The 16,139-nt window shown below is 66.4% G+C and carries 1 protein-coding gene; it reads right to left on the bottom strand.

Annotation, left to right across the window (positions count from 1 at the left end; all coding sequences use genetic code 11):
• Nucleotides 1-116: 116 nt before the first annotated feature.
• Nucleotides 117-15,866, bottom strand: a complete 15,750-nt coding sequence (locus tag PHLH3_RS18150) for a retention module-containing protein (protein ID WP_213625241.1) — start codon at nt 15,864-15,866, stop codon at nt 117-119.
• Nucleotides 15,867-16,139: the final 273 nt, after the last annotated feature.

Below are 16,139 nucleotides of genomic sequence, written 5' to 3'. Positions count from 1 at the left end.
TGAGGACATGAGCAGACCTGCGCAATCTACACGCGCAGGGAGGCGGGGAAAATGGCAGTGGCGATCCGACCGCCTCCCCGCCGCCGGTTCGCGGCGGCGGGGAGGGGCGTTGCGGATCAGTGGTGCTCGGTCTTGACCAGCGGATCGGAGCCTGCGACCAGCGAGCTGACGATCTGCGAGGAGGAGGACCCGTACTGGGTCAGGTCCACGCCTTCGAGCTTGATGGTCACGTCGGCGCCGTTGTTGACGTTGCCGGTGGTGCTCACCTGCAGGGTGCTGGTGGCGGTGTCGACCTTGAGGTAATCGAGGAGATTGCCGGAGTGCGCGGCATCGGGCAGCAGGTCGCTGAGGTCGATGCGGTCGCCCTGGGCGGCGTTGAAGTCCTTGATCACGTCATTGCCGACATCGCCCGCCTTCCACATGAAGACGTCGGCGCCCGCGCCACCGGTGAGGATGTCGTTGCCGATGCCGCCGATCAGCAGGTCGTTGCCGTCGCCACCATTGAGCAGGTCGTTGCCGCCGTTGCCGTAGAGCACGTCGTGGCCGTTGCCGCCATTGATGATGTCGGAGTACTTGCTGCCGTTGATCAGGTCGCTGGCTTCGGTGCCGTTGGTGGTCTGGATGGTGTGAACCGCCCAGCCGGTGCTGGTTTCCACGAATTCCTGGCCGCTGGACAGCGTGGTGGCCTGGAACAGCTGGTAGTCGCCGGTACCGAGGGTCTTGTACGCCGAGTCATCGCTGCCGCTGGGCTTGAGCTCGACCTTCAGGGTGGCGGAGCCGCCCTGGTCCCAGTACAGCAGTTCCAGTGCCTGCAAGCCGCCGGTGAGGCTGACGTTCTTGTAGGTGTCGGTGGTGGTGGACTGGATCTTGTCGGCGTTGGCGACGTCCTGGCCATCGATCAGCAGGCGGTAACCGTCGTCCGCCGTGATGCGGATGTCGTAGGTTCCGCCGTTGCCGACGTCGATGAAGCCGTGGGCGCGGATGATGGCGTCACTGGTGTCACCCAGGTTCGCCCCGCCGGCCTTGAGGCTGGAGACGTTGCCGGTACTGGCCGCCGTGAGGAAGTCGTACAGGTTGTTCTGGCTGTTGCCGGACGTGCCGATGGTGGTGCCGCTGTTGACGGTGCGGTTGTCACCCAGGTCGTCGCTGAACACCGGGTTGCCGTTCTTCAGGCCGTAGTCGATGACATTGGCGATGAAGGTGGCGTTGACCGAGCCATTCGCCGCGTTGGTGTTGGAACCCACCAGGCTGCTGTTGTTGCCGGAGCGGCCCTCGATGTAGTTCTCGACCTGGCTCAGGGTGGTGAGGTTCGGCCGGCTGGTGCCGTTCTCGCTGTAGCCCCAGTACTCGCCGGTCAAGCCGCCACCCAGGCTGGTGGTGCCGGTGGCGTCGGCCATGGTGATGGTGTTGGTGGTGTAGCTGGTGTGCTCCACGCCGCCATCGACGATGTTCAGCGTCAGGTGCTGGGACGCCGTGCTGGCAGTGCTGCCGTTGGGTTCGGTGCTGACCGCCTTGACGTCCAGGCCGATGTCGCCGCGCACGTCACCGGACACCTGCAGCTTGGCGGTGGCCAGTTGTGCAGCAGTGAGTGTGTACACGCCGTTGACCGCGCTGAGGGTGGTGCCGCCGATGACGATGGTCGAACCGTTGGACAGGTTGCTCAACTGGTAGCTCAGGCTCTCGGAACCGTCGGTGTCGGTCAGCGACCCGCCGATGTAGTTGGCCAGGGCGATGCTGGTCTTGCCGCTGACTCCGCCATCGCCGGCCACCACGCCCTGGGACGAGGTGAGGGTGATGTTGTCGATCAGCGCGCCACGACCGCTGGAGTCGGTGGAGGTGCCGGCCAGCTTGATGGTCAGGGCCTCGGTGTTGCCGGTGCCGACGAAACTGAAGTGGATGTTCTCCCAGTTCAGGCTGGTCTGGCTGCTGGTGGAGGCGTATTCGCCCACCAGGGTGCTGCCGAGGTAGACGGCGATCTTGGTGAAGCTGGTGTCGAAGCCCAGGCGACCGGCGTAGTCCAGGTTCAACTCGTAGACCTTGCCGACCTCGGTGGCGACGTTGCGGGTCACGCCCAGGGTCTGCGACATGCTGCCGCCGGCGTCGTTGAGTTCCAGGGCGTCGTTGTTGCCGGTGCCCTGCAGCTTGACGTTGACCATGTTGCCGGCCTGGTTCTGCATGCTGTCGCCGTTGGCCCAGACCTCGAACACGTTCTTGCCGCCGGAGAGCTTGTCGCCGGTGGTGACCAGGCTCCAGTTCTCGAAGGTGGCGCTGGTGACGTCCTGGGAGGTGCTGTCGCTGTTCGGCGCGCTTTCCCAGGTGGTGGTGAACAGGTTGGCAGTCGCCGCCGACTTGACGGTGAGCGTCGGGACGTCGGCCACTGGCGCGATGTCGATGCTCATGGTGCTGCTGGCGGTGCTGAGGGTGCCGTCGCTGCCGCTGTACTTGAACTCGGCATAGGTCTGCTTGTTCAGGCCGACACCGCTGTTCGCGCTGCCGAAGCTGTCGTGGCCGGATTCGTTGCTGTCCGGTACGAAGCGCAGGCCGCCGGCGTCGACCACCGCCTTGGTGACGGTGGTGTTGGCGCTGACATCGACCCAGCTGTTGCCCGACTTGACCTGCAGCTTGCCTTCGCCCGGCAGGCTCTCGACCTTGATCGACAGGCTGCTGTTGGCATCGACGTCGCTGACCTTGAAGTCGCTCCAGCTGAAGACGTAGTTGGTGTCCTCGGCGCCGGTGACGGCAGCGCCTGCGACCACCACCGGGGCTTCGTTGACGTCGTTGACGGCAATGGTGAAGTCCTGGGTCTTGGTGCTGCCATCGGAGCTGGTGGCCAGCACGGTGATGGTGTGGCTGGCGGCGGCCCCATAGTTCAGCTTGCTGCCGTCGGCGACGGTCACCACGCCGGTGGTGGCGTTGATGGCGAAGCGGCCGCCGGCGTTGTCGGTCAGCGAGTAGGTCACAGTGGTGCCGGCATCGCCGTCAACGCCCAGTGCCGTCAGGCCGACTGTGGTGCCATTGGTGGCGTTCTCGTTGACCTGGTTGGTTGCGGAGTTGGCGTCGGTGAGGGTCACCCCGTTGTCGTTCACATTGCTCAGGTTGATGGTGAACACCTGGGTGTTGGTGCTGCCATCGGAGCTGGTGACCTTGACGGTGATGTTGTGGCTGGTGGCGGCCTCGTAGTCGAGCTTGCTGCCATCGGCGACGGTCACCACGCCGGTGGTGGCGTTGATGGCGAAGCGGCCACCGGCGTTGTCGGTCAGCTCGTACTTGGTGATGGTCGTCCCGGCGTCGCCGTCGGTGCCCAGTACGGTGAGACCCACGGTGGAGCCGTTGGCAGCGTTCTCGGCCACGGTATTGGCGGCGGCGTTGCTGTCGGTGATGACCACGCCGTTGTCGTTCACATTGCTCAGGTTGATGGTGAACACCTGGGTGTTGGTGCTGCCATCGGAGCTGGTCACTTTTACGGTGATGTTGTGGCTGGTGGCGCTCTCGTAGTCGAGCTTGCTGCCGTCGGCCACGGTGACCACACCGGTGGTGGCGTTGATCGCGAAGCGGCCACCGGCGTTGTCGGTGAGCTCGTACTTGGTGATGGTGGCGCCGGTGTCGCCGTCGGTGCCCAGTACGGTGAGGCCGACGGTGGAGCCGTTGGCGGCGTTCTCGGCCACGGTATTGGCGGCGGCGTTGCTGTCGGTGATGACCACGCCGTTGTCGTTGACGTTGCTCAGGTTGATGGTGAACACCTGGGTGTTGGTGCTGCCATCGGAGCTGGTCACTTTTACGGTGATGTTGTGGCTGGTGGCGCTCTCGTAGTCGAGCTTGCTGCCGTCGGCCACGGTGACCACACCGGTGGTGGCGTTGATCGCGAAGCGGCCACCGGCGTTGTCGGTGAGCTCGTACTTGGTGATGGTGGCGCCGGTGTCGGCATCGGTTCCCAGTACGGTGAGACCCACGGTGGAGCCGTTGGCAGCGTTCTCGGCAACGGTGTTGGTCGCTGCGTTGCTGTCGGTGATGACCACGCCGTTGTCGTTGACGTTGGTGACGTTGACGGTGACGGTCGCGGTCGCCGGGGTCTTGCCGTCGGTGGCGGTGACCTGCAGCTGGTGCTGGGTGGCGGTCTCGTAGTCCAGGGTCTTGCCGCTGGCCAGGGTGATCACGCCGGTGCTGGAGTTGATGGTGAACAGGCCGTCGTTGTTGCCACCGGTGATGCTGTAGAACAGCGGCTCGCCGTCACGGTCCTGGTCGGTGCCGGTGAAGCGGTCGCTGAGGTCGGCGATGGTGCTGCCGGAGGCGATGTTCTCGGCGAAGCTCACGGTGCTGTTGGCCAGGCCGGGGGCACTGTCCACCGCCGCGACCTGGATGGTCATGGTGTTGGGCGGGGAGAAGGCGCCGCTCTGGTCCTGCACCGAGAAGCTGAAGCTGCTGTTGCCGCTGGCATTGGCCGCCGGGGTGTAGACCAGGGAGGCGATCTGCGCCGCGGTGATGATCATGCCTACGGTGACGGCTTCGTTGCCCAGGCTCAGGCTACCGCTGGCCGGCAGGCTGTTGATGCGGATGGCCTTGAGGCTGTCGCCGGTGTCGACATCGTGGAAGGCGAACTCGCCGCTGGTGAAGCTGCGCGGAGTGTTTTCGTCGGTGCTGACGGTGTTGTCGGCGCTGGTGGGCGCATCATTCACGGCATGCACGGTCACCGGCATGGTCAGGTTGGAGCTGGCCTTGTCGCCGTTGGCGCCTTCGGTGGCGGTGGCGGTGACCTTCAGGTCGAAGGTGCCGTTGTAGTTGGCCGGCGGGGTGATGCTCAGGTTGCCCAGGTTCCAGTTGGTGACGTTCGCGCTGGTGTTGCCGCTGGTGGCGGTGAAGCTGTTCACGCCGTCGGTCAGGGTGGCGCCCTCGGGGATCTGCGAGATGCCCACGGAGAGGCTCTCCGAGCCGTCGGTGTCCTTCAGCGAGGCGGTCAGGCGCGACAGCGGGATGCTGCTGTCCTCGTCACCTTCGTTGACGTTGTAGAGCTGGTAGTAGCCCTTGCCGTCGCTGCCATGCAGGTCCGACAGGTGCAGGCCGTTGCCGGCTAGGTCGCTGGGCTTGGTGTAGAGCTGCACGTTGGCGCTGGACAGGTCCTGCACCGGGCCGTTGCCGACCTTGACGTTGACGTCCAGGGTGCCCGGGCCGCTCTGGTTGTGCTGGTAGATGTCCAGGGTGTAGTAGCCGCTCTGCTGGGCGGTGTAGCTGCCGCTGAACTGGCCATTGGAGCCGCCCCAGGTGGCGTTGGCCACGGTGGTGCCACCCACGGAGACGAGCACGCTGTCGTCGCCCGAGCCGCTGAAGGTGTAGGTCTGGCCGGCTTCGAGGTAGATCAGGCCGGAGAGCTTGTTGGCCACGCCGGCGTTGACGCTGTCGATGTGGGCATCGGCCAGGTTGCCGCTGCTGGCGGGGGTGCCGGCGGCGTCGATGGTGCTCTTGAGGGTCGCCGGGTTGGCACCGTTGCCGCCGCTGCCCAGGGCCAGGTTGTTCCAGCTCTGTTGCAGCAGGCCGGTGGCCGCGGGGTTGCCGCTCGGGGCCTGGGCGCCGAGGTTCGGGGCATCGGCCACGGCCTGGATGCCGACCTGGACGGTGGCGGTGCTGTTGCCGCCCTTACCGTCGGTGACGGTGTAGGTGATGGTGTCTGCACCGCTGTAGTTGCCGGTGGGGGTGTAGACGAGCTTGCCGTCGACGATGCTGACGCTGCCGTGCTGCGCGTTGGCGCCGGTCAGGGTCAGGCTGTCACCGTCGATGTCGCGGTCGTTGGCCAGCACGTCGATGGTGACGGCGGTGTCTTCCAGGGTGGCGGCGGTGTCGTTGACGGCGGTCGGGGCATCGTTGACCGGGTTGACGGTGATGTTGACCACGGTGTCGGTGACACCGCCCTTGCCGTCGCTGACGGTGACCACGAAGCTGTCCGGCCCGTTGTAGTCGCCGTTGGGCTTGTAGGTGTACTCGCCGGTGTTGGGGTCGAGCACCAGGGTGCCGTTGGCGGTGCCGGTCTTCAGGGTGTAGGTGAGGCTGTCGCCTTCCGCATCGGTGGCGGTGATGCGGCTGGTGAGGGTGCCGTCCTCGTCGACGCTGGCGGTGCTGTTCGGGGCATTCGGGGCGTCGTTGACCGGGTTGATGAGGACGCTGACCAGGCTGGTGGTGGTGCCGCCGTGGCCGTCGCTGATGGTGACGGTGAACGAGTCGGTGCCGTTGAAGTCCTTGGCCGGCTGGTAGGTGTAGGTGCCGTCGGCGTTCATCACCACGGTGCCGTGCTGCGGGCCGTTGCCGTTGGCGACGCTGTAGGTGAGGGTGTCGCCGTCCACGTCACGGGCGGTCACGCGGCCGTCGATCGGGGTGTCCTCGTCGGTGGTCAGGAACTGCGGGCCGGAGGTCGGTGCGTCGTTGACCGGGTTCACCTTGACGGTCACCACGGAGTCGGCATAGCCGCCCTTCGGATCGTAGACCCGGATGGTGAAGGAGTCGGTGCCGTTGAAGTCCTTGTTCGGCGTGTAGGTGTACGCACCGGTGGCGGTGTTGAGCAGGATCGAGCCGTGGGCGACGCCGGACTGGATCACGTAGCTCAGCTTGTCGCCGTCCACGTCGGTGGCGACGATCTGGCCGCTGACGCTCTTGTCTTCGTCGGTTTCCTTGGCCTGGTTGGCGGTTTCCGGCGCGTCGTTGAACGGTGCGATGTCGATGTTGACCTGGCTGGTGGTCACGCCGCCCTTGCCGTCGCTGATGGTGACGGTGAAGGCGTCGGTGCCGTTGTAGTCCTTGCCCGGCATATAGGAGAAGGTGCCGTCGGGGTTGAGCGTGACAGTGCCGTGCTGCGGACCGTTGCCGTTGGCGATGGTGTAGGTGAGGGTGTCACCGTCCACGTCGCGGGCATCGATCTTGGCGGTGACGGCGTTGTCTTCGACCGTGGTCAGGAACAGAGGGCCGGAGGTCGGTGCGTCGTTGACCGGGTTCACCTTGACGGTCACCACGGAGTCGGCATAGCCGCCCTTCGGATCGTAGACCCGGATGGTGAAGGAGTCGGTGCCGTTGTAGTTCTTGTTCGGCGTGTAGGTGTATTCGCCGGTGACGGTGTTGAGCAGGATCGAGCCGTGGGCCACGCCGGACTGGATCACGTAGCTCAGCTTGTCGCCGTCCACATCGGTGGCGAGGATCTGGCCGCTGACGCTCTTGTCTTCGTCGGTTTCCTTGGCCTGGTTGGCGGTTTCCGGCGCGTCGTTGAACGGTGCGATGTCGATGTTGACCTGGCTGGTGGTCACGCCGCCCTTGCCGTCGCTGATGGTGACGGTGAAGGCGTCGGTGCCGTTGTAGTCCTTGCCCGGCATATAGGAGAAGGTGCCGTCGGGGTTGAGCGTGACGGTGCCGTGCTGCGGGCCGTTGCCGTTGGCGATGGTGTAGGTGAGGGTGTCACCGTCCACGTCGCGGGCATCGATCTTGGCGGTGACGGCGTTGTCCTCGACCGTGGTCAGGTTCAGCGGGCTGGCGGTCGGTACGTCGTTGACCGGGTTGACGGTGATGCGCACCACGGTGTCGACGATGCCGCCCTTGCCATCGTTGACGGTGACGGTGAAGGAGTCCGGGCCGTTGTAGTTGGCGTTGGGCTTGTAGCTGTACTCACCGGTGGCGGTGTCGAGCACCAGCGTACCGTTGCTGGTGCCGGATTTGAGGGTGTAGGTGAGGGTGTCGCCATCGGCATCGGTGGCATTGAGTCGGCTGTCGAGGGTGGTGTCCTCGTCCAGGCTCACCGTGGTGTCGTTGACCACCGGCAGGTCATTGACCGGGTTCACCGCGAGGGCGACCTGGCCGCTGACGGTGGCGGTGCCATCGTTGACGCTGTAGGTGAAGGAGCCCACGGCCTGGCCGGCGGCGTAGTCGGCCGGTGCGTTGTACTTCAGGCCCTGCAGCTGGGCGCTGGTCAGGGTCTGCCCGTTGGTGAGGGCGGTGCCGTCGGCCAGGGTCACGCTGCCCAGGATCGGCAGGCCGGTCACGGTGATGGTGAGGCCGTCGCCATCGGCATCGGTCGGGGCCTTGAGGCCAAGGTCGGTGCCGACGCTCTCTTCGTTGACGGTGAGGCTGGCGCTGTCCACGACCGGCAGGTCGTTCACCGGGTTCACGCCCAGGGCGACCTGGCCGCTGACGGTGGCGGTGCCATCGTTGACGCTGTAGGTGAAGGAGCCCACGGCCTGGCCGGCGGTGTAGTCGGCTGGTGCGTTGTACTTCAGGCCCTGCAGCTGGGCGCTGGTCAGGGTCTGGCCGTTGGTCAAGGCGGTGCCGTCGGCCAGGGTCACGGTGCCGAGGGTCGGCAGGCCGGTCACCTTGATGGTCAGGGCGTCGCCATCGACGTCGGTCGGTGCCTTCAGGCCCAGGCTGGTGCCGACACTTTCTTCGTTGACGGTGAGGCTGGCGCTGTCCACGACCGGCAGGTCGTTCACCGGGGTGACGCCCAGGGCGACCTGGCCGCTGACGGTGGCGGTGCCGTCGTTGACGCTGTAGGTGAAGGAACCCACGGCCTGGCCGGCCGTGTAGTCGGCCGGGGCGTTGTACTTCAGGCCTTGCAGCTGGGCGCTGGTCAGGCTCTGGCCATTGGTCACGGCGGTGCCGTCGGCCAGGGTCACGGTGCCGAGCGTCGGCAGGCCGGTGACCTTGATGGTCAGCGGGTTGCCATCGACATCGGTCGGGGCCTTCAGGCCCAGGTTGGTGCCGACGCTTTCCTCGGCGACGGTGAGGGAGGTGCTGTCGACCACCGGTGCATCGTTCACCGGCTTGACGCCCACGGTGACGGTGGCGGTATCGGTGCCGCCGTGGCCGTCGCTCACGGTGTAGGTGAAGGAGCCGGTGCCGTTGAAGTTCGGTGCGGGGGTGAACACCACCTTGCCGTTGACCAGTTCCACGGTGCCGTTCTTGGCGCCCTGGACGCTGAGGATGGTCAGCGAGTCGCCGTCGACGTCGGTGTCGTTGCCCAGCAGGGTGGAGGGCTCGATGGTCAGCGGCTGGTCTTCGTTGGTGGTCAGTACGTCGTTGCCGGCCTGGGTCAGCTGGCTGCCGCCGACCACGGTGTAGCTGCCGCCTTCCGGACGCAGTTCGACCTTGAGCTGGGCCTGGCCGCCCTGGTCCCAATAGACGATCTGGATGTTGTGGGCACCGCTTTCGGCAATGGTGAAGGTGGCCGATTCGCGCGCGGTCGGGCCCTGGTTGCCGTTGTATTCGGCGACCACCTTGCCGTCGATGACGATGCTGAAGCCGTCGTCTGCGGTCACCCTGAACTGGTAGGTGCCGGCGGCGAGGCTGATCTGGCCGGTGAGCTGGATGATGGCGTCCGAGCTGTTCGCCGGGTCGGTGTTCAGGGAGCCGGCATCGGCGCCGAGGAATTTCTGCAGCTGCTGGTCGCCGCCCAGGTTGCTGGACACGCCGTTGCCGTAGTTGAGCTCGGTGGCGGTGAATGTGGCGCTGGGAGTGCGGCCGGCGATGAAGGCGGTGACGCCGGCGAGGTTCTCCAGGTTGCCGCCGTCGGTGCCTTCGCGGTAGGCGTAGTAGTTGCCCTTGAGGCCGGCGATGACGCCGAAGTCGTCGTTGGCCACCGGTGCGTCGTTGATCGGGTTGACGCCCAGGGTGACCTTGCCTTCGACGGTGGTGGTGCCGTCGTTGACGCTGTACTTGAACTCGCCGACGGGGTCGCCGGCCTTGTAGTCGGCCGGGGCGTTGTATTTCAGGCCCTGCAGCTCGGCGCTGGTCAGGGTCTGGCCGTTGGTCACCGGGGTGCCGTTGGCCAGGGTCACGGTGCCGACAGTGGGCAGGCCGCTGACGGTGATGGTCAGGACGTTGCTGGTGTCGACATCGGTCGGGGCGGCGATGTTCAGCGCGGTGCCGATGCTTTCCTCGTCGACGGTGACGCTGGTGTCGGTGACCACCGGGGCGTCGTTGCGGCCCTCGATGGTGACCGAGGCGTTGGCGCTGGTGACGCCGCCATGGCCGTCGCTGACCTCGTAGCTGTAGTTGAGGACGACCTTCTCGCCCACGGCCAGGTAGTCGTACTTGGACGGGTCGATCTTCAGGCTGTTGGTGGCGACATCGAAGGTGACGCCGGACGCATCGCCGGTGCCGACCTGCTGGACGTTGCCGACGCTGAGGACGTCGTTGGCGTCTTCGTCGGAGGCGTGCTGCAGCAGGTCGAGGCTGTAGGCGGACGCGTCTTCGTGGGTCAGGGTGGTGGCGACACCGCTCACCACCGGGGCGTCGTTGCTGCCGGTGAGGGTGATGGTGACGTCACGGGAGACCGGGGCGCCGCTGCTGTCGGTGACGGTGACGCGGTAGACCAGGGTGACGGTCTCGCCGGCGCCCAGGTAGTCCAGCGCGCCGGCGGCGACGCTGTAGTTCCAGTGCACGGAGCCCTGGCCGTCGCCCTGGGCGGCATCGCTGATGCTGGCGCTAAGGTTGCCCAGCACGTTGACGGCCTGGCCGTTGCCGTCCTTCGCGCTGACCAGCTCGGTGCCGATGCTGTGGGTGTTGCTCAGGTCGGCGTCGCTGAAGCCGAAGTCGCCGCTGGCGGTCAGGCTGCCGGCGTTCTCGCCGGGCACGCCGTCGGCTCGCTCGGTGACGGCGCCGCTCTGCACGGTGCTTTCCAGCACGGGCGCGTCGTTGCGGCCTTCGATGGTGAGGGTGGCGGTGGTGGGGGTGACGCCACCGTTGTTGTCGACCACGTCGTAGCTGTAGGTGAGCACCAGCTTCTCGCCGGCGGCGAGGTAGTTGTAGGCGTTCGGGTTGACCTGCAGGCCGCTGCCGCTGAGGGTCACGCCCGAGGTGTCGCCACTGCCGACCTGCTTGAAGTTGCTGATGCCCAGGACGTCGCTGAGGTCGACGTCGCTGGCCTTGTCCAGCAGGTCGACGCTGAAGGAGGCGGCGTCCTCGTTGCTGTCCACGGCGATGGCACTGCTGACCACCGGTGCGTCGTTGACGCCGTCGATGGTGACGGTGGCGCTGGTGGTCACCAGGCCGCCCTTGCCGTCGCTGACCTGGTACTCGTAGGTGAGCACGACGCTTTCGCCCTTGGCCAGGTAGTTGTACCGGGACGGGTCGACCACCAGGGTGTTGCCCTGGATGGTCACGCCGCTGGCGTCGTTGCCGCTGGTTTCCCTGACGTTGACGGCGCTGAGCACGTCCTTGGCGTCGGCATCGCTGGCCTTGGCCAGGAGGTCGATCACCTGGCCGGCGGCATCCTCGTTGGTGCCGTGGGTGATGGCGCCGCTCACCACCGGGGCGTCGTTGACGCCGGTGACGGTGATGGTCAGGGTGCTGCCGCTGGAGAGCTTGCCGTCGGTGGCGGTGAAGGGGATCTGGATGACCAACTGCTCGCCCTGGCCCAGGGCCTGGTAGGCGACGTTGCTCGGGTCGAAGGTCCAGGTGCCGTCGGCGTTCAGGCTGAAGCCGGCCGGGGCGGGGTTGTTCAGGGTGAAGGTGAGGGTGTCGCCGTCGACATCGGTGGCGGCGAGCTTGCCGCCGATGGCCGGGGCGTCCTCGAAGGTGCTGTCGCTGGTGGGGGTGGCCACCGGGGCGTCGTTCACCGGGGTGATGTTGAGGGTGATGCTGTCGGTGTCGCTCAGCTTGCCGTCGCTGGTGCTGATGGTCAGGGTGTCCTGGCCGTTGTAGTTGGCGGCCGGGACGTACTTCAGGCCCTGCAGGGCGGCGTTGATGGCCGCCTGGGAGCCGGACAGGGTGATGCTGCCGGTGCCGTTGCCGCTGTAGGTCAGGCCGTTGGCGAGGATCGGGCCGAGGGTCAGCACGCCGTGCTCGACGCTGAGGGTGGTGGTCAGCTTGTCGCCGTCCACATCGCTCACGCTGACGCTGTTGTTGCCGAGGATGCTGAAGACCTTGCTGCCGTCCTCGGCCAGGGTCTGGGCGCCGGGGGTGGCGTTGACCGGGGCGTCGTTGACCGGGGTGATGTCGAACTTGAGGGTGGCGGTGCTGGTGAGGCTGCCGTCGCTCAGGGTGTAGGTGACGCTCGGGACCGGGCCGTTGTAGTCCTTGGCCGGCTCGAAGGTGAAGTCACCGTTGGCCTTGATGGTCAGCTTGCCGGTACCCAGCAGGTCGATGGTCCCGCCCGCATTGGCACTGACGAAGGGGAGGCCGGTGATGCTGAACTTGGTCACGACCAGGGCGTCGCCGTCAACGTCCTTGTCGTTGGCCAGGACGTTGCCGGTGGCGGTCTGGTCTTCGTTCAGGGTGACGCTGTCGTTGACGCCGACCGGGGCATCGTTGACCGGGGCGACGGTGATGGTGGCGGTGGCCTTGCTGGCGGACACGGCGCCGTTGTTGTCGACGGCGCTGTACTCGAAGGTGGTGGTGCCGTTCCAGTCCTTGGCCGGGACGAAGTACACCGGGCCGGTGACGCTGTCGCCGGCCTTCAGGGCGGTACCGCCGTTGGCGCCGGCGTACAGGGTGCCGTTGGCGGGTACGGAGCCGATGGTGTAGCCGGTGACGGTGCCATCGACATCGCTGCCGGACAGGTTCACCTGGATGCGCGCGGCCTGGTCTTCGTTGCCCGAGGCGCTGACGGCATTGGCCACCGGCGCGTCGTTGGTGCCGGTGAGGGTGATGGTCAGGGTGCTGTCGGCGGTGGCGCCGTGCTCGTCGGTGACGGTGACCGGTACCGTGATGACCAGTTGCTCGCCCCCTTTCAGGTAATCATAGGCGGCGTTGCTGGCGTCGAAGGTCCACTTGCCGTCGCTGCCCAGGGTCAGGCCGGCGACGTTGGCGGTGGTGCTGAAGGCGAGGACGGCGCCGTCATCGACGTCGGCGGCGGCGATCTGGCCGTTGATCTGGCCGTCGCCTTCATTGGCGGCGGCAGTGGCGGCGGTGATGGTCGGCTTGTCGTTCACGCCGGTGACGGTGATGGTCAGCGTGCTGCTGCTGGAGAGCTTGCCGTCGGTGGCGGTGAAGTTGATGGTCAGGGTGGTGGATGCGCCTTCGGCCAGGTGCTGGTAGTCGGCGTGGCTCGGGTCCAGGCTCCAGGTGCCATCGGAATTCAGGGTGAAGCCGCCGGGGAGGGCGCCCTTGGGGCTGTAGGTCAGGGTGTCGCCGTCGACGTCGGTGGCGGCCAGCTTGCCGCCGATCACGGGCGCGTCTTCGGTGGTGGCCTCGCTGGTCGGGGTGGCCACCGGCGCGTCGTTCACCGGCTTGATGTTGAGGGTGACGCTGTCGCTGTCGCTCAGCTTGCCGTCGGTGGTGTTGATGGTCAGGGTGTCCTGGCCGTTGTAGTCCTTGGCCGGGACGTACTTCAGGCCCTGCAGGGCGGCGTTGATGGCCGCCTGGCTGCCCACCAGGGTGATGCTGCCGGTGCCGTTGCCACTGAATGACACGCCGCCGCTCAGCGGGCCGAGGGTCAGCGCGCCGTGTTCGACGGAGAGGGTGGTGGTCAGTTGGTCGCCGTCCACGTCCCGCACCGCGATGCTGTTGCCGCTCAGCAGGCTGAAGGTCTTGCTGCCGTCTTCGTTCAGGGACTGGGCACCGGGGACGGTGTTGACCGGGGCGTCGTTGACCGGGGTGATGTCGAAGGTGAGGGTGGCGGTGCTGGTGAGGCTGCCGTCGCTCAGGGTGTAGGTGATGGACGGCACCGGGCCGTTGTAGTCCTTGGCCGGGGTGAAGGTGAAGTCGCCGTTGGCCTTGATGGTCAGCTTGCCGATGACCAGGTCGGCGGTCTCGCCGGCCTTGAAGCTGACGAAGGGCAGGCTGGTCAGGCTGAACTTGGTGACGGTCAGGCTGCCGTTGTCGACGTCCGTATCGTTGGCCAGCACGTTGCCGGTGGCGACGCTGTCTTCGGCCAGGGTGATCTTGTCGGCCACGCCCACCGGCGCATCGTTGGTGCCGTTGATGGTGACGGTGACGCTGGTCTTGGTGCCGTCGGCGGCGGAAACCTCGAAGGTCTCGGTCAGCTTGTCGCCGACGTTCAGCTCGTTGTAGGCGGAGCTGGCGGTGTAGGTCCACTTGCCATCGGTGCCGATGCTGAAGCTGCCATAGGTGCCGGCGACGTTGCTCTGGGCGACGAAGGTGGCGGGGTTGTCGACATCGCTGATGGTCAGGGCGCCATTGGCGGTGGCCGGGGCGTTGGTCTCGGTCAGCTGCACGTCGGCGCTGCTGAGGACGGCGGCGTCGTTGGTGCCGTTGATGGTCACGGTGACGCTGGTCTGGGTGCCGTCGGCGGAGACGACCTTGAAGGATTCGCTGTAGGACTGGCCGACGTTCAGCTCGTTGAAGGCCGAGTTGGCGACATAGGTCCAGTTGCCGGCGGCGTCGATGTTGAAGGTGCCGTAGGTGCCGGCGACGTTGGCCTGGGCGACGAAGGTGGCCGGGCTGTCGACATCGCTGATGGACAGGGTGCCGCCGGTGCTCAGGGCATCGTTGGTCTCGGTCAGCTGCACGTCGGCGCTGCCGAGGATGGCGGGGTCGTTCACGCCGGTGACGGTGACGGTCAGGGTGTTGGTGGCCTGGGCGCCGTGCTCGTCGGTGACGATGTAGGCGATGGTGACGGTGGTGGTCTGGCCTTCGGCCAGGGACTGGTAGGCGGCGTCGCCAGCGTCGAAGGCCCAGCTGCCGTCGGTGTTCAGGGTGAAGCCGGCCGGGGCCTTGCCGTCGACCGCATAGGACAGGGTCGCGCCCTTGTCGGCGTCGGTGGCCACCAGGTTGCCGGTGATGCTCTGGTCTTCGGTGACCGCCGCGGTGGTGGCGGTGGCGATCGGCGTGTCGTTGGTGCCGGTGAAGTTGATGGTGATGACGCGGGTGTCGCTGGCGCCGGAGGGGTCCTTCACGGTCACGGTGAAGTTCTCGCTGGCGGTCTCGCCCAGGGCCAGGCCATTCACCTTGGCGGCGTCGACCACATAGGTGTAGCTGCCGTCGGCGTTGACGGTCAGTTCGCCGTAGGCGCCCTTGGCGCTGCCGTTCCAGGTCAGGTTGGTGTCGTCGACGTCGGTGGCGGCCAGTTGGCCCTTGATGTCGGCGAAGGTGTCGGCGGCGGCGGTGTCGTCGACGCTGGCCTCATAGGTGCCGCTGGCGACGGGGGCGTCGTTGACCGGGTTGATGCCGACGTTGACAGTCAGCGGGGTGGAGGCGCCGCGGCTGTCGCTCACGGTCACTTCGAAGCTGTCGCTGCCGTTGTAGTCCTGGCTCGGGGTGTAGGTCCAGGTGCCGTCCGGGTTCAGCGCCAGGGTGCCATTGGCCGGGCCACGGGTGACGGAGAAGGTCACAAGGTCGCCATTGGCGTCACGGCTGGTGAAGGTGCCGCTGAGCGGGATGTCTTCGTCGGTGACCAGGTTGAAGGTGGTGATCGGCGCGCCGGAGCCGTCGGTGAACTCGGGGGCGACGTTCTGCAGCGGGTCCTGGGTGTCGCCATCGGCGGCGGCCTGGAAGGCCAGGCCCTGGGTCTCGAAGCCGACGTTGGGGTCGACGCGTTCACCGGTGGCATCGAGCAGGACGAAGCTGTGGCTGCCGCCGGCGGCACCGCCACCTGCCGCCCCGCCAGCGGCGGGGGCACCGGCAGCGGTGGCTTCGAAGGCTTGGGTCGGGTCGACGCCGGCGGCGATGGCCTTTTGCAGTTCGTCGGCGCTGGGCGCCTGGCTGGCCGGCTTCTCGTCGGTGCCCTGGGGCGCGATGTCGGCGCTGCTCCACTGGGTGTCGCGACCCAGGTCGACCAGCTTGCCGTCAGGCAGTTCCAGGGTGACCATGCCGGCCGCGCCGGTGACCAGCTGCTCGCCCTGGAAGATGCGATCACCTTCTATGAGCTGGCGCTGCACACCCTCCGGGGAGACTGCAACAACTTGGCCGACAACGCTCTTGACGATTGCAACGACACTGCTCATGGGGGTGACTCTCCTGGTTTGGCTCTAGCTTCGGCGTGCTGCTTCGGTGCTCTACGAAGAGCCGTTTCGATGCAGGCATTCCCTTGTTTAGAAGTGGTATTTTTTTGTCGTCAATTATTTGGCTTATCGCGTTTTGCTATTAAGTTTATGCCAATGTATTGACCAATTGGCATCCATCCTAAACAATCGTTTTCGTAATGTCACTTTGATATTCGATGGCCGTCCGGATTTTTTCAATGAGACTTGGATCACGGTTTTCTGCTCCGTCCGAGC

It is taken from the genome of Pseudomonas sp. Pc102, from assembly GCF_018408275.1.
GTDB lineage: Bacteria > Pseudomonadota > Gammaproteobacteria > Pseudomonadales > Pseudomonadaceae > Metapseudomonas > Metapseudomonas tohonis.
This window is presented reverse-complemented; position numbering and strand designations above follow the sequence as displayed.

What these genes read in the sequence shown, in the direction of transcription:
- PHLH3_RS18150 (WP_213625241.1), bottom strand. Translation starts at nt 15,866, where the DNA reads ATGAGCAGTGTCGTTGCAATCGTCAAGAGCGTTGTCGGCCAAGTTGTT.